Source organism: Burkholderia sp. 567, from assembly GCF_040545115.1.
In the GTDB taxonomy this organism is placed as follows: Bacteria; Pseudomonadota; Gammaproteobacteria; order Burkholderiales; family Burkholderiaceae; genus Burkholderia; species Burkholderia ambifaria.
In genome coordinates this window covers 25,629-45,326 of record NZ_JBEPLG010000012.1, presented here as the reverse complement: position 1 = coordinate 45,326, position 19,698 = coordinate 25,629, and the positions used below count along the sequence as shown (strand labels likewise).

The window sequence follows — 19,698 nt, the reverse complement described above, 5'->3', positions numbered from 1 at the left end:
ATTACAATGCGCGGGATTTTTCCGATTTCAGGCCGTCCGCGCCTTTCTGACTAGAGGTTCCCATGATCATCAAACCGCGCGTGCGTGGCTTCATCTGCGTGACGACTCATCCGGTCGGCTGCGAAGCCAACGTCAAGGAACAGATCGACTACGTGACTTCGCATGGCCCGATCGCCAACGGCCCGAAGAAGGTGCTCGTGATCGGCGCGTCGACCGGCTACGGCCTCGCCGCCCGGATCTCGGCCGCATTCGGCTCGGGCGCGGACACGCTGGGCGTGTTCTTCGAGCGCGCCGGCAGCGAAGCGAAGCCGGGCACCGCCGGCTGGTACAACAGCGCCGCGTTCGAGAAATTCGCCGCCGAAAAGGGGCTGTATGCGCGCAGCATCAACGGCGACGCATTCTCCGACAAGGTGAAGCAGGTCACGATCGACACCATCAAGCAGGATCTCGGCAAGGTCGACCTGGTCGTCTACAGCCTCGCGGCGCCGCGCCGCACGCATCCGAAGACGGGCGAAACGATCAGCTCGACGCTGAAGCCGGTCGGCAAGGCGGTCACGTTCCGCGGCCTCGACACCGACAAGGAAGTGATCCGCGAAGTCTCGCTCGAGCCGGCGACGCAGGAAGAGATCGACGGCACCGTCGCCGTGATGGGCGGCGAGGACTGGCAGATGTGGATCGACGCGCTCGATGAGGCCGGCGTGCTGGCCGACGGCGCGAAGACCACCGCGTTCACGTATCTCGGCGAACAGATCACGCACGACATCTACTGGAACGGCTCGATCGGCGAAGCGAAGAAGGATCTCGACAAGAAGGTGCTGTCGATCCGCGACAAGCTGGCCGCGCACGGCGGCGATGCACGCGTGTCGGTGCTGAAGGCCGTCGTCACCCAGGCGAGCTCGGCGATTCCGATGATGCCGCTCTACCTGTCGCTGCTGTTCAAGGTGATGAAGGAACAGGGCACGCACGAAGGCTGCATCGAGCAGGTGTACGGGCTCCTGAAGGACAGCCTGTACGGCGCGACGCCGCACGTCGACGAAGAAGGCCGTCTGCGCGCGGACTACAAGGAACTCGATCCGCAAGTGCAGGGCAAGGTCGTCGCGATGTGGGACAAGGTCACGAACGAGAACCTGTACGAGATGACCGACTTCGCCGGCTACAAGACCGAATTCCTGCGTCTGTTCGGCTTCGAGATCGCCGGCGTCGACTACGACGCGGACGTGAACCCGGACGTGAAGATCCCCGGCATCATCGACACCACGGTCTGACGACCGCGCCCGCCGCGCGCATGGGCGCACGGCGGGCTGTCTTTTACAGGCGACGTCAGACCGGCGCCGCCTCGTCCAGATAAACGCCGGCCGACAGCGTGGCCTTCACCTGCCGCGTGAAGTCGTCGGTGGCCACCTCCTCCGCTCCGGATTCGATCGCGTCGTATGCCTGGCGCACGACGTCGGCCGGCGTCGCCTTCGGCACGTCGAGGCCGCGCGTCAGGTCCGTATCGATGAAGCCGGCGTGCAGCCCCACCACCTGCGTGCGCTGTTCGCGCAGCGAATGCCGCAGCCCGTTGGTCAGCGCCCACGCGGCCGACTTCGACACGCCGTAGCCCGACAGGATCGGCCGGTTCACCCAGCTCGCGACGGACAGCACGTTCAGGATCGCGCCGCCGCCGTGGCCGGCGAGCGTGGCCGCGAATGCGCGCGACATCGCCAGCATCCCGAACACGTTGGTTTCGAGATGATCGCGCAGCGCGTCGACGGCGCCGTCGTCGGTCAGGCTGCCGAGCCGCGCGATGCCCGCGTTGTTGATCAGCAGCGTGACGTCGCGCGCGGCGTCGGCTGCCGCGGCGACCGCCGCCGGATCGGTCACGTCGAGCTGCACGGGCACCACGCCCGGCAGCGTCACGCTGGCCGGATCGCGCGCACCCGCATAGACCTTCCGCGCCCCGCGTTCGAGCGCCTGCTTCGCGAATTCGAGCCCAAGCCCGCGGTTCGCGCCCGTGACGAAAACGACTGCACCTTCGATCTTCATGATCCTTCCTTTCATCGTGTGAATGAAACCATGCCGCCATCGCGTACCGAGCCGTTGCACGGCCGGTACCGGATCGCAGGCTCGTCCCGCTGCCCGCGCTCCGCTGCACCCAGACCCGGACCGACCTCCATCCGTGCCGCGCGAGTCGCTTCGTTTCGTGAGCGAAGTCGGCTACACTGGATGTCAATGTCGATCACCATTGTCTTTGCGATGCATTGTGTCAGCGCGAATTGACCGCGTCAATGGTGATCACCATTGTGTTTTTCAATCGACGTAATGGCCGGAATGAGGGAGGGATCGATGGGCGTCTCGAGACAACAGGCCGCCGACAACCGCAACGCGATCGTCGCGGCCGCCGAGCGGCTGTTCCGGGTGCGCGGTGTCGACGCGGTCGGCTTGACGGAACTGATGAAGGAAGCCGGTTTCACGCAGGGCGGCTTCTACAACCACTTCAAATCGAAGGATGCGCTGGTCGCCGCGGTGATGGAAAAGGCCATGCAGGACGGCGCGGATTCGCCGCGCGCCGGCAGCGTCGCGCAACAGGTGACGTCGTACCTGTCGACCGCGCATCGCGACAACGTCGAAGCCGGCTGCCCGCTGTCCGGCTTCGCGGGCGACGCGCCACGCCTGACCGACGCGGCACGCGCCTGCTACGCGCACGGCGTCGCCGGCTATCTCGACCGGCTGGAGCGGATGGTGGCAGCCGAAGGCGCGGCTGCGGCGGACACGCGCCGCGACGCGATCGCGGTGTTCAGCCAGATGGTCGGCGCGCTCGTGCTGTCGCGCGCGGTCGCCGGCACCGATCCGGCGCTGGCCGATGAAATCCTCGACGCGGGGCGGCGGGCGCTCGCCGGCCAGCCCGACGATCCGGCCGTGCCGGCCGCGTAGCAGCACGACGGGCGCAAGCCGCGCGCGATCGCTATTCCACGGCCCTTGCGGCGTCCCACAGCGGCTGCCGGCCGAGCGCCGCATGCCACGCAGCGAAGCGCGTGCGCCACGACTCGAACGGCTCCGTCAGCGGATGACGCGGATCGTCGCTGAGCGCATACGCCATCCCTTCAATCAGCCAGCGCGGCTTGGTCGCGACCGCGAGGTTGCCGAGCACTTCGGCCTGGCGGTGGTGGATCAGTTCGTGCGCGAGAAAGTAGGTCTGCCAGCCGCGCGGCGCAATGACCACGCCGAAATCTCCAAGAGTGAGCGCCGCGCGTTCGCCGAGGCCGAACTTGTCCGCACATTCGCGCGTCGAGCAGAACACGACGCGCGGTGCGTCGCGAAACGGGCCCACGGCCGCCGCCGCGCGCGCGTAGCCGTCGCGATAGAGCTGCTTCGCTGCGTCGAATTGCGCGGCATCGTCCGTGCAGATGTCCGCGCTCGGGCATGACACGCCGGGAAGCAGCGCGGGCGCGACGACGCGCAGCGGCTTGACGAGCGCGTAGGCGGCGATCGGCAGCGCGACGAGCAGGCCCGTGAGGGTGAAGGCGACGTATGAGCGTTTCATCGAGGCGACGATTCCTTGGGTGTGCTGCTGGGTGTTTCCGGCACGAATATATCGGAGCCGCGATGCCGCCGGGCGGCTTTTCCGTTCCGCACGGCGTCCAGCCCATGGTCGCGCGTCGATCGCGACCCTCGCCGCGATCGCCTCCCGCGCCGTTACACGAGCTGCTTGTGAAAATACGTCGTTGCACACAACGCGCCGTGGGGCATCAGCGCATAGTTCGGCACGACGCCGACGCGCAGCCAGCCGGCCCGCTCGTACAAGCGCTCGGCATCGCCGCCCGTCACGGTGTCGAGCACGAGCACGGTCTTGCCGGCGTCGCGCGCGGCTTCGTCGGCGGCCGCCATCAACCGCGCGGCGATACCCTGCCGGCGTGCATGCGGAGACACCAGCATCTTCGCGACGTCCGCGCGATGCGGCTGGTTCTCCGGCTGCGCGGTCACCAGCTGCACGGTGCCGATGATCCGGCCGGCGGCGTCCTCGGCGACGAGCAGGATGCGCTCGCCGTTCGCGACGCCGTCGGCGACGCGCGTCCAGAACGCGACGGCCGTCGCACGCTCGATAGGCAACATGAAGCTGACGGACGCGCCGCCTTCGACGCAATCGATCAGCACGTCGGCGAGCGCGTCGACGCAGGCACGCGCTTCGCTCGCATCGACGCGGCGGACGGTAACGGATTCGGTCATACCCTCTCCGGCAATCGGGCGCGCGGCACGCATTCGGCGGCTTGCGCCCGGATCCAAAGGAACGCCGGCATACGCCCGATGCGTGTGCAAAGGCGGCCGGTGCCCGGCAACACGGCGCGGGTGGGCGCGTGTTACCGCCCCATCATGCTAAGCGATGCAAATTCCCGTTGCATCGCCTATGCTTAGCCGCCACCAGGAGGAGCAAGCGCATGTCAACCAGCCCCGTCGACCCCGCCGAAACCCATGACCTCGTCATCACCCGCACGCTGCGCGCGCCGCGCCAGGCGCTCTGGCGCGCGTGGACCGACCCCGAACTGCTGAAGGAATGGTGGTGCCCGAAGCCGTGGACCACCGAAGTGCGCGCGTTCGACCTGCACCCGGGCGGCGCCTTCCACACGTTCATGCGCGGCCCCGACGGCGGCACGAGCGACAACCCCGGCTGCTTCCTCGAAATCGTGCCTCAAGCGCGGATCGCGTTCACGTCGATGCTCGCCGGCGGCTGGAGGCCGCAGGTGCCGTGGCTGGGCTTCACGGCCATCATCACGATGGCCGACGACGACGCCGGCTGCCGCTACGACGCGCGCGTGATGCATCCCGACGCGGCGACGCGCGAGCGCCACGAGGCACTCGGGTTCTTCGAAGGCTGGAACATCTGCATCACGCAGCTCGACGAATTCGCGGCCGCGCTGCGCTGAATGCGGGTGAGCGTACGGTCCGATTGCATGCCGTCGCGCGCGCGCCTAGGATTCCTGAAGGAAGCATGACGACACGCCGGCATCCGGCGTGCACCGTCGCGCGCATTCCGCGGGAGGCGACATGCTGCACATGCACACGCATTCGACCCGGGTCAGCCGGCACCTGAACGCACCGCGTGGGCGCGTCTACCGCGCGCTGCTCGACCCGCACGCGGTCGAACAATGGAAGGTGCCCGACGGCATGACATGCCGCGTCCACGCCTATGACGCACGCGAAGGCGGCGCGCTGCGCGTGTCGCTGAGCTACGACGAACCGTCGGACAGCCCCGGCAAGACCACCGCGCACACCGACACCTATCACGGCCGCTTCGTGACGCTCGTGCCCGACGAGCGGATCGTCGAAATCGATGTGTTCGAAACCGACGATCCGATGCTGCGCGGCGCCATGACGATCACGATCACGCTGTCCGACGAGGCAGGCGGCACGCGCGTCGAGGCGGTGCACGACGGTGTGCCGCCCGGTGTGCCGGTCACCGACAACGAAGCCGGCTGGCGCATGGCGCTCGCCCGGCTCGCGGCGCTGGTCGAGACGGGCTGAGCGCAACGCGGCGCGCGCGATACGCGTCAGCCGAGCCGATAGACGTGCGAAACGGTCCCGCGGAACAGCGCGTCGCACTCGGTCGGGCTCGCGTGCGCGGTCAGGCGCTCGAACGCGAACGACGGATCGGCATCCCATGTGCCCAGGTATCGAACGCCGCGAAAGCGTCCGTGCGCGACAGTCTCGCGCGGTTCGCGGCGGCGGCGCACGACACCGCGCAGCCGTAGCCGAAGCCGTAGCGGGCCACCCGCGTGCGGCGCCGCGACTGCGCAAACGGCGGCCGCATGCGACACTGGCCGCCCACGCATGCCCCGCGTCGCCCGTCGGCGCGATGCACGCAACCGCCGTCCGGACACGTACAAGGGCCCCCGCCATGAACGCCGCGCGCACCGCCACCTGGTATTTCGATTTCGTTTCGCCGTTCGCGTATCTGCAGCAGGAACGGTTCGACCAACTGCCGCCTGCCGCCGCATACGAGCCGAAGCCGATCGTGCTCGGCGCGCTGCTCGCGCACTGGGGCCAGAAAGCGCCGGCCGAGATCGCGGCGAAGCGCATCTTCACCTATCGCCACGCGCAATACCGCGCGGACAAGCTCGGCATCCCGTTCCGGATGCCGCCCGCGCATCCGTTCAACCCGATCCGGCCGCTGCGGCTCGCGATCGCGATGGGCAACTCGCCCGATGCGATTCAGCGGATCTTCCGGCACATCTGGCGCGACGGCCAAGACGTGTCGACGCCGGAGGGCTTCGCCGCGCTGTGCGACGCGGTCGGCTTTCCCGAAGGCGGGACGGCCGTCGACGCGCAACCGGTGAAGGACGCGCTGCGCGCGAACACCGACCAAGCGATCGCACATGGCGTGTTCGGCGTGCCGACCTTCGAACTCGGCGGCGACCTGTTCTGGGGCGAGGATGCGACCGACATGTTCGTCGACTGCGCGACGTCCCGCGCATGGCTCGACTCGCCCGAAGTGCGCCGCATCAGCGCGCTGCCCGTAGGCATCCGGCGCGGCTGACGGCACGCGCGACGGCGCCTACCCGTCGCGCCCTTCGACGAGCAGCGGCACGGCCTCGCGCATCATCGCGACGAAGCGCACGAGCCGCGACGGATAGAACTGCGCGTGCGGATAGGTCATGTAGACCGGCAACGGCGCGGCGTACCAGTCGGGCGCGAGATGCACGAGCTCGCCGCGCGCGAGATGGTCCGCCAGCATCCAGGACGAACCGACGCACGCGCCGACACCGAGCAGCGCCGCGCTGCGTAGCGCGTAGAGGTTCGCGGTCGTGATGCGCGGGCGCATCGCGATGCGGCGCGTGTCGCCCGTGACGGTGTGCGTCAGCGTCAGCTCGGTCCGGTAATACGTGCGCAGCGCGAGCCACGGCAACGCGGCGAGCGCGTCGGGATCCGCGGGCACGTCGGCGCCGTTCAGCACGGACGGCGCCGCCACCACGAAGCGCGGCACCTTGCTCAGCCGGATCGCGACGACGGACGGATCGGTCGGCTCGCCGACCTGGATCGCGCAGTCGATCCCGCTGCCGACAAAATCGCGCACCTCGTCCTGCAGCAGCCATTCCACCGAGACGCGCGGGTAGTCACGCAGGAACCGCGCGAGCGGCTCGACGAAGCGCTCCTGCCCGAACGCATGCGGGACCGCGACCCGCAGCAGGCCGTCGGGCTCCTCCTGCGCGCCGCGCAGGTCGGCCTCGAACGCCGCCCAGTTCGTCAGCAGCTCCTTCGCGCGCGTGAAGCAGCGCTCGCCGTCGACGGTCAGCCGCATCGCATGGGTCGTCCGCTGCAGCAGCCGCATCCCGAGCGAGCGTTCGAGCGCCTGCAGCCGCCGACTGATGGTCGGCTGCGTCGTGTGAAGCTGCGCGGCGGCGGCCGACAGGCTGCCGGCCTCGACTATGCGCACGAAGGTTTCCATCAGCTCGAAACGATAGCCGGCGCCGTCGACAGGCACGGCCTGAACGCGCACAGACCCGCCTGTGGCGGGCAAATCGGGGATTTTCTCGGTCATTCGTCAAGCGTATAACAAATCTGCGCGCGACGGCACTACCGGGACTGGCCGCCGGCCGGCACACTCGCGTCCATTCGATACCCGAACAAGGATGTACGCGATGTCCACTCCGACCCGTCTCGACGCCGTGCCCCGCGCGGCGCATGCACCGGCCCCCGCGGCCGCCTCCTCGATGCTCGATCGCCGGCTCGTGCTGCTGCTGGCCGCGGCCGCCGGTCTCGGCGTCGCACCGCTCTACTATGCGCAGCCGATGCTCGCCGCGCTGGGGCCTGATCTCGGCGCGTCGGCGCGCGCGATCGGCTTCGTGCCGACGCTCACGCAGCTCGGCTATGCGCTCGGCATCCTGCTGCTCGCGCCGCTCGGCGACCGATTCGACCGCCGCCGCGTGATCGTCACGAAAGCCGCCGCGCTGGTCGTCGCGCTGCTGCTCGCGGCAGTCGCGCCGTCGCTCGGGCTGCTGCTGGCCGCAAGCTTCGCGATCGGCCTGACCGCGACGATGGCGCAGGACGTCGTGCCGGCCGCCGCGACGCTCGCGCACGACGCGCATCGCGGCCGCATCGTCGGCACGGTGATGACCGGGTTGCTGCTCGGCATCCTGCTGTCGCGCGTCGTCGCCGGCTTCGTCGCGGAAACGGCCGGCTGGCGCGCGATGTTCGCGCTCGCGGCCGCCAGCGTCGCCGCCATCGGCATCGTGGCCGCACGCGGGCTGCCGCGCTTCGAGCCCACCACGCAGCTGTCGTACCGCGCGCTGATCGGGTCGCTCGGCGAACTGTGGCGCCGTCATCCCGCGCTGCGCCGCGCCGCGCTCGCGCAAGGGCTGCTGGCCGTCGGGTTCAGCGCGTTCTGGTCGACGCTCGCGGTGATGCTGCACGGCGCGCCGTTCCATCTCGGCAGCGCAGCCGCCGGCGCATTCGGCCTCGCGGGTGCCGCCGGCGCGCTGGCCGCGCCCGTGGCCGGACGCCTGGCCGATCACCATGGTCCCGAGCGTGTCACGCGGCTCGGCATCGGGATCGCGACCGTGTCGTTCGCCGCGATGGCCGCCGCGCCGCTGATGACGCCGGATGCGCAACTCGCGCTGCTCGCCGCCGCGACGATCGGCTTCGATCTCGGCGTGCAGGCCACGCTGATCGCGCACCAGGCAATCGTCTACCGAATCGACCCGGCGTCGCGCAGCCGTCTCAACGCGGTGCTGTTCGTCGGCATGTTCATCGGGATGGCGACCGGTGCCGCGCTCGGCAGTTCGTTGCTCGCGCAACTGGGCTGGAATGCGGTGATCGTGCTGGCCGTGGCGACGTCGCTGGCTGCGCTGGCCGTGCGGGTGTGGCGCCGGTAATTCGCCAACGTCGCGAATGCGGGGCGGACAGGCCACAGGGCTTGCCCGCCTTTTCTTTTATTTTCTTTCGGTGCTGCGCGGCCGGGCGCGGCGCGGCAGATCTGTGCGGGACGCGGAACGCTTTCGGTCATCCGGCGCAAGGTCCGCGACGGCTCACCAAATTATCCAGTTCAACCGATTATTTTTCGCCCGGTGTGCAGCGATCCGTGCGCAACCGTCAGATGATTCTGCATCACCGCGCCGCACGGCCCGCTCCAATCCGGCCCCACGCGGAATTCGCGTTTTCTCAGGGGCTTCCCGGTATTTTTTCCCATTTTCTTCGAAATTACCGATGACATACTTGCCCCCCGTTGCGCTCCGGTGCGAGCGCGCTTCCTGATCCTGTTGGCCGCGCGTCATGTGTCGTGCGTCCGCCGGGGTCGCAGAACATGAACAATTTCGACACCACGATCCAGACCTTCCTCACCCACATTACGTTCGGACCGCTGATGAACCACGCGATCCGCGTGATCGCCGGCCTCTATACGTTCAAGGGCTTCGTGCTCATCCCCGTGCTGTGCTGGCTATGGTTCCAGCCGGGCCCCGAGCGCGAACGGCAACGCGAGCTGGTCATCGCGACCGTCACGAGCGGGCTCGCCGCACTCGCGTTCGGCCGCTTGCTCGCGAAAGCGCTGCCGTTCCGCGTGCGGCCGATCTACAACCCCGACCTGCACCTGCACTTCCCGTCCGAGGAACTGCGCGCGGCCACGCTGCAGGCATGGAGCTCGTTTCCGAGCGACCACGCGATGCTGTGGATGGCGATCGCGACGGGGATCTTCATCATCGCGCGCCGCGTCGGCGTGCTCGCGCTGCTGTATGCGGTCGTGTTCATCTGCGTGCCGCGTGCGTATCTCGGCTTTCACTACCCGACCGACCTGCTCGCCGGCGCGGCAATCGGCATCGCGATCGCGTGGCTGCTGACGCGCGATGCGATTCGATCGCGCTTCGCGCCGCAGGTGCTGGAGGCGATCCGACGCTTCCCCGCGCCGGCCTATACGCTCGCGTTCCTGCTGTGCTTCGAGCTCATCACGCAGTTCGACGAACTGCTGACGCTCGCGCAGTCGGTCAAGCACACGACGATGTAACGGGACGGCGCCGCGATGCATCCGCTGCTGTCGTCACGACGCCCGGGCACACGTTGCCGGCCCTGCGCGGCGGCATCGCGTCGTGCGCATGCCGTCGCCCGCATCGCCTTCGCCGCAGCGATCGCCGCCGCGAACGTCAGTCGCGATCGGGCGCGCCGAGCGGGAAGAACGCGCGGTACGGCCGCGCTTCGTCGACCGCACGCGCGAACGACGGCCGCGCCAGCAGCCGCTTGCGATACGCGATCACGTTCGCGAATGACGGATCGATCCGGTGCGTCCAGTCCGCGTAGAACAGGAACGGCGCCGCGCCGCAGTCGGCGAGGCTGAAGCGGTCGCCGGCCGCCCATTCGCGATCGGCCATCGTTCGATCCAGCCACGCGTACGACGTGTCGAGCATCGCACGCGCATCGGCGACACCCCGCGCATCGCGCTCGTGCTCCGGCCGCAGCGCATCGTGCACGACCTTCTGCTGCGGCGTCGATACATAGTTGTCGAAGAAACGATCCATCGTCCGCACTTCCAGCGCCGCGCGCCGGTCGTCGGGCACCAGCCGTACGGGGCCCGGATGGTAGAGGTCGAGGTACTCGATGATGATCGTCGCCTCGATCACGGGGCGGCCCGCGTCAACGAGCACGGGGAACCGCTTCAGCGGCCACAGCGCAGCCAGTTCCTGCATCGGCTTCGGATCGTCGTGCGCGAGCACGCGATAGTCGAACGGCGTGCCGTTCTCGTACAGCGCGGTCAGCACCTTCTGGCAGTAGGACGAAAACGGATGGGCGTAAAGCGTCGGTGTCATCGCGGGGTCTCTCAGGGTGTCGGCGCCGCGTGATGCGGCGCCACGGGATCGGATAACTGGACGACGAACGGCGCCACGCCGATTCGACATCGACCCGAACATTTTTTTCGTTGCGCGGCTTCGCGCCGCTACGACCGGCCGTCCATCACGACGCGGCCTTCGCCCCGCCAGCGCAGCATCCCGCCGCCGAGGTTCGCGACGGCGTCGAAGCCGGCCTTCAACAGAATCACCGTCGCCTGCGCGGAGCGGCCGCCCGCGCGGCACACGGTCACGATCGGCCGGTCGCGCGCGAGTTCGCCGGTGCGCGCGGCCAGTTCGCCAAGCGGGATCGGTGTCGCGCCGGGCAGGTGGCCGAGCGGGCCGGTGAATTCGTCGGGCTCGCGCACGTCGACGACCTGCACCGCCGGCAGGTGATCCTCGAGCCACTGCGGATCGATTTCCCAGAAACCGGCGAACGTGTAGACGAGCGGCGCCCAGTCGGGTGCCGCATGCGTATCGGGCGCGTTCGCGGCGACGCCGCATTGCAGGTTCGCGGGCACCGCGATGTCGATCTGGCGCGGATGGGCGAGCCCGAGGTTGCGCATGTAGCCTGCGAAATCGTCTTCGCTGAGATCGCCGCCGAGGCGCGGATTGAAGCGCCGCTCCTCGCCGACACTCGTCACCGTCAGCCCGCGATAGTCGTGCGCGGGATACAGCAGGCATGCGGCCGGCAGCGTGAAGAGCCGGCCGTGCACTGCGCGATACAGCGCGCGCGGGTCGCCTTGCTGGAAGTCGGTGCGGCCGGTGCCGCGAATCAGCAGGCAGTCGCCGGTGAACGCCATCGATTCGTCGTCGAGCACGAGGCTGATGCAGCCGCTCGTATGGCCCGGCGTCGCGCGCACGGTCAGGTAGCGCGTGCCGAATGCGCAGCGGTCGCCGTCGTTCAGGTAGCGGTCGGCGCCCTGCGCGCCGCTCTCGGCCGAAATCGCGATCGTGCTGCCGGTGCGCTGCTTCAAGAGCCACGCGCCCGTCACGTGATCGGCGTGCACGTGGGTGTCGACGGTCGCGACGAGCCGCAACCCGAGCTCGTCGAGCAGCGCCGCGTCGCGGCGCACCTGCTCGAACACGGGATCGATCAGCAGCGCTTCGCGCGACGCGGGATCGGCGAGCAGATAGGTGTAGGTCGACGATTGCGGGTCGAAAAGTTGCCGGAAGATCATTGGGAAGTTGCTCCGTCGGCTGGGGGTGTGTCGGTTGTGCGGGTGGCTTGGATGGTGCGGATCGTACGGATGGTGCAAGCCGGCTCGCATGGGTCACCGGCGCGCGGGGCGCGCGTTTCTACAGCGTAGTTCAAAACGCACGCGGCGCCGCCATCGTTGCACACGGCGGGACTTTACGCCGCGCCCGGATCGTCGCGGGCACTGCCTTACACTACCGCCTGTTCTCGTCTTACGTTCACAGGAATTGCGTCGATATGTCTCTGACGATCGATCCGAAGCAAGCCGCCGCGCTGCTCGCCGTCGCCGACACCGGCAGCTTCGAGCAGGCCGCCGTGCGCCTGCACGTGACCGCTTCCGCCGTCACGCAGCGGGTCCGCGCGCTGGAGGCGAGTCTCGGCACGCCGCTCGTGCTGCGCACGCGGCCGTGCCGCCCGACAGTGGCCGGGCAGCGCGTGCTGCAGCACCTGCGCCGCGTCGCGCTGCTGCAGGCCGACCTGCAAAGCACGCTCGCGGCCGAGCGCGAATCGCCGATCTCGGTCACGATCGCGCTGAACTCCGACAGCCTCGGCACCTGGTTCCTGCCCGCGCTGACTTCGGTGCTCGCGGGCGAGCGCATCCTGTTCGAGCTGATCGTCGAGGACCAGGACCACACGTTCGCGCTGCTCGAAAGCGGGATGGCCGTCGGCTGCGTGACGACCGAGCCGAAACCGATGCGCGGCTGCGTCGCGACGCCGCTCGGCACGATGCGCTACCGGCTGCTCGCAGCCGCCGCGTTCGCGGGGCGGTGGTTTCCGCGCGGCCTGAACCGCACGAGCGCGCGCGATGCGCCGGTCGTCGCGTATTCGCGGCGCGATACGCTGCAGTCCACGTTCCTGAAGGAGAAGTTCGGGTTGCCCGAAGGCGCGTATCCGTGCCATTACGTGCCGGGCACGCACGCGCATTTCGCGGCGGTGCGGCACGGGCTCGGCTACGCGATGGTGCCGGAGCCGCTGCTCGGCGGCGCACCACTCGATGCACAGGGGCTCGTCGATCTCGCGCCCATGCATCCGACCGACGTGACGCTGTACTGGCACGCGTGGACGGTGCAGTCGCCGACGATGGCGTCGCTGTCCGCACGGGTGGTCGAAGCGGCGCGCCGGCTGCTCGCGCCGCTGCCGTGACGAGCGGGTAATCGACGCCGTCGGCGCGGCACGTGGTGCGGTATACACGGCGGCGAGGAACCGCGCGCCGCCGCCTATACTTTTTGCATCGGCCTCGCGAACGCGCCGCCCGGCCGGTCAGGCCAATCCGGCCGCCCGCTTTCCCGTGAGGAGAACATCATGTCCCGCCGCTATATCGATTGCCGCGACTTTCCCAGCGCGATGAACTGCTCGGTCGCGATTTCCGCCGACTCCGACAACGAACTGCTGGAGGCCGCCGTCCAACATGCGGTCTCGGTGCACCAGCACGCCGACAGCCCCGAACTGCGCACGCAGTTGAAAGCGCTGTTCCGCGACGGCACGCCGCCCGTCGATGCGCCCCGGCAAGCGTAATCCGCCGGCACGACACATTCGACAGACGGGTTGCAGCGTCACCCTCCCCCTGCTTCGCGCCACATCGCGCCGGCGCTCCCCGCCGGCCGGCGCATTCCGCTTTACGCGCGACGCTGCGCGAAATACGCGCCGACCGCGTCGATGAAGGTGTCGATGTCCGCGCGCGACACATCGCAGTGCGTGACGAAACGCGACGCGTACAGCATCTGCGTGAGGATCCCTCGCGCCTTGAGCCACGCCTCGAGCGGCGCGCAATCGGCTTCCGGAAATTGCGCGAACACCATGTTCGTCGCATGCGACAGCACCTTCACTTGCTCGATGCGCGCGAGCCCCGCCGCGAGATGCGCGGCGTTCGCGTGATCGTCGGCCAGCCGTTCGACGTTGTGCTCGAGCGCATACAGGCAGGCCGCCGCGAGGATGCCCGACTGCCGCATCCCGCCACCCAGCACCTTGCGCCAGCGCTGCGCGCGCTCGATCAGCGCGCGATTGCCGACCAGCACCGAACCGACCGGCGCGCCGAGCCCTTTCGAGAAGCAGATCGACACGGTATCGAACGGTGCGCACAGTTCGGCGATCGGACGACCCGATGCGACGGCGGCATTGCACACGCGCGCACCGTCGAGGTGCGCGGCCAGCCCGCGGCTGCGCGCGAACGCGACGGCTTCCTGGACATAGCCTTCCGGCAACACGAGGCCGCCGATCGTGTTTTCGAGAGCGAGCAGGCGCGTGCGGGCGAAGTGGTTGTCGATCGGCTTGATCGCCGCGGCGATCTTCGCGAGCGGCAGCGTGCCGTCCGGTGCGTTCTCGATCGGCTGTGGCTGGATGCTGCCGAGCACGGCCGCGCCGCCGCCTTCGTACTTGTAGGTGTGTGCGAGCTGGCCGACGATGTATTCGTCGCCGCGTTCGCAATGGGCCATCAGCGCGGCAAGGTTGCTCTGCGTGCCGCTCGGGAAGAACAGGCCGGCTTCCTTGCCGGCCCGCTCGGCCGTGACCGCCTGCAGGCGCAGCACGGTCGGGTCGTCGCCCCATACGTCGTCGCCCACTTCGGCGGCAGTCATCGCGGCCAGCATCGCCTGGCTCGGACGTGTCACGGTATCGCTGCGTAAATCGATCATTGTCGTGCCCTGAGTGAACGCGGACCGGAACCGATGCGCCCGGCCCTGCCGAAACGAGACTCAGAGTGTACGCAATTCACCCAGCGGCTGCCGACGGCAAGCGCACCGCGATCCTGCATGCATGCAGTCGTTCCGATGATGCGACGCGCCATATTGACGCACGTGCGGCAGACCGCCACGCCGCGGCCGCCCGCCGGGCGAACGACCTTCTTGATACGAATCAACGATTTATGCCGGATTCGCGCGCGGCGGGCTGGACATCTGCGACGAGTTGGCGCATTTCGCGGCGCAACATCGCGATCCATACTCCAGCCAACCCCGACGCCGGTTCGGCCGGGGTCCGCCGGCACCCGCCGGCGGGTATCGTCAGCCTCGGTCAACTGGTATGGACTCCGCTCTTTCGGCCCTCGATCTGGCCCGCCTGCAATTCGCGTTCACCGTCTCCTTTCACATCGTCTTTCCGGCGCTGAGCATCGGCCTCGCCAGCTTCATCGCCGTGCTCGAATATCGCTGGCTCAGGACCGGCAAGCAGTACTACAAGACACTCTGCCTGTTCTGGTCGAAGATCTTCGCGGTCGCGTTCGGGATGGGCGTCGTCTCCGGCGTCGTCATGAGCTATCAGTTCGGCACCAACTGGTCGGGCTTCTCGAGCTTCGCCGGCGCCGTCACCGGCCCGCTGCTGATGTACGAGGTGATGACCGCGTTCTTCCTCGAAGCCGGCTTCCTCGGCATCATGCTGTTCGGCTGGAATCGCGTGAGCCCGCGCGCGCACTTCGGCGCGACGCTGATGGTCGCGATCGGCACGCTGATCTCGACGTTCTGGATCCTGGCGTCGAACAGCTGGATGCAGACGCCGCAGGGCTTCGAGATCGTCGACGGCCGCGTCGTGCCGACCGACTGGTTCGCGATCATCTTCAACCCGTCGTTCCCGTACCGCCTGTTCCACATGGCGATCGCCGCGTTCATCGTCGCCGCATTGGTTGTCGCCGCGACGGGCGCATGGCACCTGCTGAAGGGCCGCCGCGACAAGGGCGTGAAGAAGATGTTCTCGATGGCGCTGTGGCTGCTGCTGGTGCTCGCGCCGCTGCAGGCCGTGATCGGCGACCAGCACGGCATCAACACGCTGAAGCACCAGCCCGCGAAGATCGCCGCGATCGAAGGGCTGTGGGAAACCGAAAAGGGCGGCACCGCGCTCAACCTGTTCGGCATTCCGGACATGAAGGCCGAAACGACCCGCTACGCGGTGAAAGTGCCGCACCTCGGCAGCCTGATCCTCACGCACAGCTGGGACGGCGAGATCCGCGGGTTGAAGGATTTCCCGCCTGAAGACCGCCCGAATTCGACGGTCGTGTTCTGGAGCTTCCGGATCATGGTCGGCCTCGGCTTCGCGATGATCGGCCTCGCCGCGCTCGCGTGGCTGCTGCGCCGCCGCGGCACCCTGTATGAATCGAAGTGGTTCCAGCGCTTCGCGCTCGTGATGGGCCCGACCGGTTTCGTGTCGCTGCTCGCGGGCTGGGTGACGACCGAAGCGGGCCGCCAGCCGTGGGTCGTGTATGGCGTGATGCGCACCGCGAAGGCCGTGTCGCCGCTGTCGGTGCAGCAGGTCAGCCTGTCGATGATGACGTTCGTGATCGTGTACTTCCTCGTGTTCGGCACCGGCGTGTACTACATGCTGAAGCTGATGAAGGCCGGCCCCGCGCTCCCGGACGCCCCGCACGACGCGGATCACGACAGGCCCGACACGCGCCTCGATCACACCGCACGCCGCCCGATGTCGGCCGTCGACGAGCTGATCGAGACCGTCTGAGCCCACCCATTTCGCAAACGAGAAAACCTATGGACGTCACCGTAATCTGGGCCGCGATCATCGCGTTGGGGCTCTTCATGTACGTCGTGCTCGACGGCTTCGACCTCGGCATCGGCATCGTCTTCCCGTTCTTCCCGGACGAGAAGGAACGCGACCTGATGATGAACACCGTCGCGCCCGTATGGGACGGCAACGAGACGTGGCTCGTGCTCGGCGGCGCCGGGCTGTTCGCGGTGTTTCCGATCGTCTATTCGACGGTGCTGTCGGCGCTGTACCTGCCGCTGATCTTCATGCTGGTGTGCCTGATCTTCCGCGGCGTGTCGTTCGAGATCCGCGCGAAGGCGCGGCGCACGAAGCAGCTGTGGGATCTCGCGTTCATCGGCGGCTCGGCCGGCGCGACGCTGTTCCAGGGCATCGCGCTCGGCGCGTTCCTGCAGGGCATCAACGTGAAGGACGGCGTGTTCGCGGGCGACGCGTTCGACTGGCTCACGCCGTTCAGCCTGCTGACGGGCCTCGGCCTGATCGTGACGTATGCGCTGCTCGGCTGCTGCTGGCTCGTCGCGAAAACGGAGGGCGATCTGCAACGGCGCCTGCATCGCGTCGTGTGGCCGCTGACCGTCGTGCTGCTCGGCTTCATCGCCGTCATCAGCCTGTGGACGCCGCTGCAGGATCCGGCCATCGCGCAGCGCTGGTTCGATTCGGGCCTGTTCTGGCGCCTGCTGCCGGTGCCGTTCCTGGTCGCCGGGTGCGCGGTGTGGATGCGTCGCGCGGTGCGCGCGCGGCACGACATGACGCCGTTCATGCTCGCGCTGGCGCTCGTGCTGCTCGGTTATGTCGGCCTGCTCGTCACGATGTTCCCGTATGCGATTCCGCAGACGATGACGATCTGGGAAGCGGCGGCGCCGCGTTCGAGCCAGACCTTCACGTTGGTCGGCGCAGCGGTTATCCTCCCGATCATCATCGCCTACACGACGATGGGTTATTGGGTATTCCGAGGCAAGGTGCGCCATGAAGACCAGCATTACTACCACCACTGATTCCGCCGCTGATTCCGCCGCGCGGCAGCCCGACGCGCCGCGTCCGCGGATGCGCGGCTGGATGTGGTTCGTGGTTCTGTGGGCGGGCGGCGTGATCGGCGCCGTCACGCTCGGCTATGCGTTCAAGATCTTCATGAACCTGACGCTGTTTGCGGTGAAGTAGGCCGGGCGGCTCACCGGCATTCCACCCTCCGGACGCATCGCGCATCTGTCGATTACCCGACGGATGCGCCACCCCACCGCCACGGTACGGGTTATTGCGGCGCGCGGCGCACGACGCCGAGTTTCAACCCCAGCATGCCGAATATGCGGTTCATTGTCTGGACGGTTCCGTCGCTGCGACCCTGTTCGATATCCTGAATCGTCTTCGTCGATACGCCGGCGAGCTTCGCCATTTCGGCGCTCGTCAGCCGCATCGTCTTCTTCAGATGACGCACCGATTCGCGCAACGGCCATTCGGGATGCGCGAGGACGTCGTCGATCGCCTGGCGCCGCAGCGCAAGCTGTTCGGGAAGCGACATCGCGTTGTAGCGTTGGTCCATGGTGTGGCGTCCGCGCTAGCGCAGAATGTCCAGCTCGCGAGCGAGCCGCACGAGACCCGGTTTCAGAAAGGCGTGCACGTCGTGTTCCAGACCGAGATCGACACCGTGATCGGCGATCTCCTGCAAATGCGGCGCCATTGCACGCAGACGCGTCTGCAACGCGTCACGGTCCAGCGCAACATGCGTGTCCCCCGCCTGCGGTTCGCTTGACCGGACAACAGCGTCGAGTACTCGCGCCCAGTCCGGCCGGCCATCGTCATTTCCTTCCCAACGAATGCGGCGCGCAATGCCGTCCGGATGAAGATACATCGGCGCAAAATCGTACAGCGGCGTCAGCATGATGCATCCGTCGAAATCTCGTTGCAGTGCCGTGTTTCGCGCATGATTGTCCTTGTTGCCAAGCGCAAGGTTCGCAACGTCGCGACACAAATACTCGGCCACCTCGGTCTGCGGATCCGTGCATTGACGCACGAGATGATGGCATACCTCATCGTGACTCGGCACGACGCCGAAGCCTGCCTTGCCGGTCAACGAAGCGATGCTTTCCTGCCCGAACCGAATGACGCTCCCGCCGCGGCGCGCGCGATCGAACCGCGGGATGAACAACGACCGATCCCGCAGCATCAGTGACGCATGCACGCGCAAGCCCAGACGCTGAGCCAATGCCATGTATGGCGCCTCGTGCCGCAGGATCTGGGCAAGACGTTCGTTCCTGCCACGCCCGAACTTGACGATGTAATGCTCGACCGCGCGCTCGTCAGGCAGCGTGTGATCGAGATAGAGCAGCCCGTCGTCGGCGCGCGTCAGCAACAGCTTCGGCCATTCGCCCTGCACGCCTGACGAGCCTGCAACGAAGAACCCGTGTTCGGCGAGATATTCGCTGAACGCGTCGCCGCGTGCGGCGACCTCTTCGTTAGTAAACCCTTGCTGCGGCCCTCCCCGCTCGGCAAGCCACTGCGCGGCTTCCTTTACCCGCAAGTTACCGATCGAGTTGCCGGCGCCGGCGAGCAGCAACGGCCAATCGGCACGCTCCTCCGCCGTTTCGGGGAGATCGAGTCGACGCAGCAGTTCCTGGCGGCCGAAACCTTGCGGCAGCAAATCGATCAGGAAAGCCGGCCAATGGGAAGTTACCCGTGGCTCGAGGTCGACGGGAAAGGTGCACGACATCGCGCGCGCGTCGCGGGCGGACTGATGAAGGACGATCCATTCGACGTCATAGCCCGTATAGGCGCGCCCGCGCCATCCTTCGTCGGGTTGGCCGAACAAAGTGACGCCGCCGACGTCATGCCAGACTCCGTCGGCGTGAAGTTGGATCGTGCAGGAAGCCGTCATTTAAGTAGAAATCTAGACAAAACATCATGCCAGTTCATAATGAATTATATAGATTTCTGCTGAAATGAAAACCGCGCTGCTCCGCTGGCGTGGTGTGTCGCCTACCGCCGCCCGCCCAACGCCGCCTCAATCTTGCGGTCGGTCTTGTACTGGCTCAACGCATACACCGACCAAATCGCGGCGGGCAGCCAGCCGATGATCGTGATCTGCAGCAGCAGACAGATGATCCCGGCGATCGGGCGGCCGATCGTGAAGAACTGGAACCACGGCAACAGCAGGGCAAGCAAAAGGCGCATCGGGAATCCTCCGAGGGACGTCGTTGAAAATTCAGGCGCAAACAATATGACGGGCCGCGCGCCCCATTTCAA

The 19,698-nt window shown here is 67.7% G+C and carries 23 protein-coding genes; 12 read left to right on the top strand and 11 right to left on the bottom strand.

Annotated elements, in window-relative coordinates:
* Window positions 1-62: 62 nt before the first annotated feature.
* Complete coding sequence (gene fabV / locus ABIC50_RS28625) at window positions 63-1,265, top strand: enoyl-ACP reductase FabV (protein ID WP_354168234.1); 1,203 nt, start codon at window positions 63-65, stop codon at window positions 1,263-1,265.
* Between the two features lie 55 nt (window positions 1,266-1,320).
* On the opposite strand, the gene ABIC50_RS28620 is transcribed toward fabV, so the two are convergent.
* On the bottom strand, window positions 1,321-2,025 hold the full coding sequence (locus ABIC50_RS28620) for an SDR family oxidoreductase (RefSeq protein ID WP_175714173.1): 705 nt from the start codon (window positions 2,023-2,025) through the stop codon (window positions 1,321-1,323).
* A gap of 300 nt (window positions 2,026-2,325) precedes the next feature.
* On the opposite strand from ABIC50_RS28620, the gene ABIC50_RS28615 reads away from it, so the two are divergent.
* Window positions 2,326-2,913: a TetR/AcrR family transcriptional regulator gene (locus ABIC50_RS28615; protein ID WP_175791286.1), complete on the top strand. Its 588-nt coding sequence runs from the start codon at window positions 2,326-2,328 to the stop codon at window positions 2,911-2,913.
* 31 nt (window positions 2,914-2,944) lie between these two features.
* On the opposite strand, the gene ABIC50_RS28610 is transcribed toward ABIC50_RS28615, so the two are convergent.
* The gene (locus ABIC50_RS28610; protein ID WP_354168232.1) at window positions 2,945-3,523 is read right to left on the bottom strand and encodes a hypothetical protein; all 579 of its coding nucleotides are present in this window, start codon (window positions 3,521-3,523) and stop codon (window positions 2,945-2,947) included.
* Between the two features lie 152 nt (window positions 3,524-3,675).
* Complete coding sequence (locus ABIC50_RS28605) at window positions 3,676-4,206, bottom strand: GNAT family N-acetyltransferase (protein ID WP_354168230.1); 531 nt, start codon at window positions 4,204-4,206, stop codon at window positions 3,676-3,678.
* Window positions 4,207-4,415: 209 nt separating this feature from the next.
* Here ABIC50_RS28605 and ABIC50_RS28600 point away from each other — a divergent pair, with 209 nt between their 5' ends.
* Both ABIC50_RS28600 and ABIC50_RS28595 read left to right on the top strand, forming a co-directional pair.
* Window positions 4,416-4,901 (top strand): SRPBCC family protein, encoded by a 486-nt coding sequence (locus ABIC50_RS28600; RefSeq protein WP_354168228.1) that lies wholly within the window; start codon window positions 4,416-4,418, stop codon window positions 4,899-4,901.
* Window positions 4,902-5,022: 121 nt separating this feature from the next.
* Window positions 5,023-5,499, top strand: coding sequence for an SRPBCC family protein (locus ABIC50_RS28595; RefSeq protein WP_011659750.1), 477 nt, complete (start codon window positions 5,023-5,025; stop codon window positions 5,497-5,499).
* Window positions 5,500-5,525: 26 nt separating this feature from the next.
* On the opposite strand, the gene ABIC50_RS28590 is transcribed toward ABIC50_RS28595, so the two are convergent.
* Window positions 5,526-5,708 (bottom strand): hypothetical protein, encoded by a 183-nt coding sequence (locus ABIC50_RS28590; protein WP_354168390.1) that lies wholly within the window; start codon window positions 5,706-5,708, stop codon window positions 5,526-5,528.
* 164 nt (window positions 5,709-5,872) lie between these two features.
* On the opposite strand from ABIC50_RS28590, the gene ABIC50_RS28585 reads away from it, so the two are divergent.
* The gene (locus ABIC50_RS28585; RefSeq protein WP_354168226.1) at window positions 5,873-6,511 is read left to right on the top strand and encodes a 2-hydroxychromene-2-carboxylate isomerase; all 639 of its coding nucleotides are present in this window, start codon (window positions 5,873-5,875) and stop codon (window positions 6,509-6,511) included.
* Window positions 6,512-6,529: 18 nt separating this feature from the next.
* Here the strand turns inward: ABIC50_RS28585 and ABIC50_RS28580 are convergent, their stop codons facing one another.
* Window positions 6,530-7,513, bottom strand: a complete 984-nt coding sequence (locus ABIC50_RS28580) for a LysR family transcriptional regulator (protein WP_126226197.1) — start codon at window positions 7,511-7,513, stop codon at window positions 6,530-6,532.
* 100 nt (window positions 7,514-7,613) lie between these two features.
* On the opposite strand from ABIC50_RS28580, the gene ABIC50_RS28575 reads away from it, so the two are divergent.
* Window positions 7,614-8,846 (top strand): MFS transporter, encoded by a 1,233-nt coding sequence (locus tag ABIC50_RS28575; protein WP_354168224.1) that lies wholly within the window; start codon window positions 7,614-7,616, stop codon window positions 8,844-8,846.
* Window positions 8,847-9,274: 428 nt separating this feature from the next.
* On the top strand, window positions 9,275-9,970 hold the full coding sequence (locus ABIC50_RS28570; RefSeq protein ID WP_354168222.1) for a phosphatase PAP2 family protein: 696 nt from the start codon (window positions 9,275-9,277) through the stop codon (window positions 9,968-9,970).
* A 136-nt stretch (window positions 9,971-10,106) separates the two neighbouring features.
* On the opposite strand, the gene ABIC50_RS28565 is transcribed toward ABIC50_RS28570, so the two are convergent.
* A complete protein-coding gene (locus ABIC50_RS28565; protein WP_175791298.1) occupies window positions 10,107-10,766 on the bottom strand; it encodes a glutathione S-transferase family protein in 660 nt (219 codons plus the stop codon).
* 128 nt (window positions 10,767-10,894) lie between these two features.
* Entirely contained in the window at window positions 10,895-11,965 is a 1,071-nt protein-coding gene (locus ABIC50_RS28560; RefSeq protein ID WP_354168220.1) for an MBL fold metallo-hydrolase, read from the bottom strand.
* Between the two features lie 254 nt (window positions 11,966-12,219).
* Here ABIC50_RS28560 and ABIC50_RS28555 point away from each other — a divergent pair, with 254 nt between their 5' ends.
* Both ABIC50_RS28555 and ABIC50_RS28550 read left to right on the top strand, forming a co-directional pair.
* Window positions 12,220-13,125 (top strand): HTH-type transcriptional regulator ArgP, encoded by a 906-nt coding sequence (locus ABIC50_RS28555; RefSeq protein ID WP_175709543.1) that lies wholly within the window; start codon window positions 12,220-12,222, stop codon window positions 13,123-13,125.
* Window positions 13,126-13,284: 159 nt separating this feature from the next.
* Window positions 13,285-13,497, top strand: a complete 213-nt coding sequence (locus tag ABIC50_RS28550; RefSeq protein ID WP_006750651.1) for a DUF1059 domain-containing protein — start codon at window positions 13,285-13,287, stop codon at window positions 13,495-13,497.
* 101 nt (window positions 13,498-13,598) lie between these two features.
* Here ABIC50_RS28550 and ltaE read toward each other — a convergent pair whose 3' ends face one another.
* Window positions 13,599-14,612, bottom strand: coding sequence for a low-specificity L-threonine aldolase (gene ltaE / locus ABIC50_RS28545; protein ID WP_354168218.1), 1,014 nt, complete (start codon window positions 14,610-14,612; stop codon window positions 13,599-13,601).
* 385 nt (window positions 14,613-14,997) lie between these two features.
* On the opposite strand from ltaE, the gene ABIC50_RS28540 reads away from it, so the two are divergent.
* The 3 genes from ABIC50_RS28540 to ABIC50_RS28530 are packed head-to-tail and all read left to right on the top strand — an operon-like array spanning window position 14,998 to window position 17,619.
* The gene (locus ABIC50_RS28540; RefSeq protein ID WP_011659764.1) at window positions 14,998-16,419 is read left to right on the top strand and encodes a cytochrome ubiquinol oxidase subunit I; all 1,422 of its coding nucleotides are present in this window, start codon (window positions 14,998-15,000) and stop codon (window positions 16,417-16,419) included.
* 29 nt (window positions 16,420-16,448) lie between these two features.
* Entirely contained in the window at window positions 16,449-17,456 is a 1,008-nt protein-coding gene (gene cydB, locus ABIC50_RS28535; protein WP_105830580.1) for a cytochrome d ubiquinol oxidase subunit II, read from the top strand.
* Window positions 17,428-17,619, top strand: a complete 192-nt coding sequence (locus ABIC50_RS28530) for a hypothetical protein (protein WP_105830581.1) — start codon at window positions 17,428-17,430, stop codon at window positions 17,617-17,619. The genes cydB and ABIC50_RS28530 overlap by 29 nt, the downstream gene beginning before the upstream one ends.
* Before the next feature lie 91 nt (window positions 17,620-17,710).
* On the opposite strand, the gene ABIC50_RS28525 is transcribed toward ABIC50_RS28530, so the two are convergent.
* The 3 genes from ABIC50_RS28525 to ABIC50_RS28515 form a co-directional block, all read right to left on the bottom strand.
* Entirely contained in the window at window positions 17,711-17,998 is a 288-nt protein-coding gene (locus ABIC50_RS28525; RefSeq protein WP_041491548.1) for a helix-turn-helix domain-containing protein, read from the bottom strand.
* 15 nt (window positions 17,999-18,013) lie between these two features.
* On the bottom strand, window positions 18,014-19,330 hold the full coding sequence (locus ABIC50_RS28520; protein WP_354168216.1) for a type II toxin-antitoxin system HipA family toxin: 1,317 nt from the start codon (window positions 19,328-19,330) through the stop codon (window positions 18,014-18,016).
* Between the two features lie 101 nt (window positions 19,331-19,431).
* Window positions 19,432-19,626 (bottom strand): YqaE/Pmp3 family membrane protein, encoded by a 195-nt coding sequence (locus tag ABIC50_RS28515; RefSeq protein WP_011659768.1) that lies wholly within the window; start codon window positions 19,624-19,626, stop codon window positions 19,432-19,434.
* Window positions 19,627-19,698: the final 72 nt, after the last annotated feature.

Coding starts and splice junctions, on each gene's coding strand:
- ABIC50_RS28540 (WP_011659764.1), top strand. CDS start 14,998: ATGGACTCCGCTCTTTCGGCCCTCGATCTGGCCCGCCTGCAATTCGCG.
- ABIC50_RS28575 (WP_354168224.1), top strand. CDS start 7,614: ATGTCCACTCCGACCCGTCTCGACGCCGTGCCCCGCGCGGCGCATGCA.
- ABIC50_RS28605 (WP_354168230.1), bottom strand. CDS start 4,206: ATGACCGAATCCGTTACCGTCCGCCGCGTCGATGCGAGCGAAGCGCGT.
- ltaE (WP_354168218.1), bottom strand. CDS start 14,612: ATGATCGATTTACGCAGCGATACCGTGACACGTCCGAGCCAGGCGATG.
- ABIC50_RS28595 (WP_011659750.1), top strand. CDS start 5,023: ATGCTGCACATGCACACGCATTCGACCCGGGTCAGCCGGCACCTGAAC.
- ABIC50_RS28555 (WP_175709543.1), top strand. CDS start 12,220: ATGTCTCTGACGATCGATCCGAAGCAAGCCGCCGCGCTGCTCGCCGTC.
- ABIC50_RS28620 (WP_175714173.1), bottom strand. CDS start 2,025: ATGAAGATCGAAGGTGCAGTCGTTTTCGTCACGGGCGCGAACCGCGGG.
- ABIC50_RS28585 (WP_354168226.1), top strand. CDS start 5,873: ATGAACGCCGCGCGCACCGCCACCTGGTATTTCGATTTCGTTTCGCCG.
- ABIC50_RS28525 (WP_041491548.1), bottom strand. CDS start 17,998: ATGGACCAACGCTACAACGCGATGTCGCTTCCCGAACAGCTTGCGCTG.
- cydB (WP_105830580.1), top strand. CDS start 16,449: ATGGACGTCACCGTAATCTGGGCCGCGATCATCGCGTTGGGGCTCTTC.
- ABIC50_RS28565 (WP_175791298.1), bottom strand. CDS start 10,766: ATGACACCGACGCTTTACGCCCATCCGTTTTCGTCCTACTGCCAGAAG.
- ABIC50_RS28530 (WP_105830581.1), top strand. CDS start 17,428: ATGAAGACCAGCATTACTACCACCACTGATTCCGCCGCTGATTCCGCC.
- ABIC50_RS28520 (WP_354168216.1), bottom strand. CDS start 19,330: ATGACGGCTTCCTGCACGATCCAACTTCACGCCGACGGAGTCTGGCAT.
- ABIC50_RS28610 (WP_354168232.1), bottom strand. CDS start 3,523: ATGAAACGCTCATACGTCGCCTTCACCCTCACGGGCCTGCTCGTCGCG.
- ABIC50_RS28615 (WP_175791286.1), top strand. CDS start 2,326: ATGGGCGTCTCGAGACAACAGGCCGCCGACAACCGCAACGCGATCGTC.
- fabV (WP_354168234.1), top strand. CDS start 63: ATGATCATCAAACCGCGCGTGCGTGGCTTCATCTGCGTGACGACTCAT.
- ABIC50_RS28515 (WP_011659768.1), bottom strand. CDS start 19,626: ATGCGCCTTTTGCTTGCCCTGCTGTTGCCGTGGTTCCAGTTCTTCACG.
- ABIC50_RS28580 (WP_126226197.1), bottom strand. CDS start 7,513: ATGACCGAGAAAATCCCCGATTTGCCCGCCACAGGCGGGTCTGTGCGC.
- ABIC50_RS28570 (WP_354168222.1), top strand. CDS start 9,275: ATGAACAATTTCGACACCACGATCCAGACCTTCCTCACCCACATTACG.
- ABIC50_RS28560 (WP_354168220.1), bottom strand. CDS start 11,965: ATGATCTTCCGGCAACTTTTCGACCCGCAATCGTCGACCTACACCTAT.
- ABIC50_RS28600 (WP_354168228.1), top strand. CDS start 4,416: ATGTCAACCAGCCCCGTCGACCCCGCCGAAACCCATGACCTCGTCATC.
- ABIC50_RS28550 (WP_006750651.1), top strand. CDS start 13,285: ATGTCCCGCCGCTATATCGATTGCCGCGACTTTCCCAGCGCGATGAAC.